Below are 243 nucleotides of genomic sequence, written 5' to 3'. Positions count from 1 at the left end.
ACCCGATCGCCGTGCTCGACGGCGGCAGCCTGGGCCGCGATGAGTTGCCGTCGTTGCTGGAGAAGTACCGCGACCTGTTTATTCAGGCCGAAGTGCAAACCCAGGAAGAGCTCGAAGAAAAAATCATGCGCCGCATGACCCAGCTGGGTTTCGCCAGCGAGGACAACGGTATCTATCGCTTCCTGCCGCCGATGCACCGCTTCCTCGATGTGTGCCTGTCGGTGCAGCAGGACCGCGACCTCG

General features: G+C 61.7%; 1 protein-coding gene. It reads left to right on the top strand.

Annotated features, from left to right (window positions below; all coding sequences use genetic code 11):
* Positions 1–243: hypothetical protein (locus KZZ04_RS20515; protein WP_219424080.1), on the top strand; the 243-nt coding region annotated here is incomplete at both ends.

The sequence above is a fragment of the Pseudoalteromonas sp. CR1 genome (genome assembly GCF_019392235.1).
GTDB lineage: Bacteria > Pseudomonadota > Gammaproteobacteria > Enterobacterales > Alteromonadaceae > Pseudoalteromonas.
Note: the sequence above shows the minus strand (reverse complement) of the source record. Positions and strands in the feature narration are given on the sequence as shown.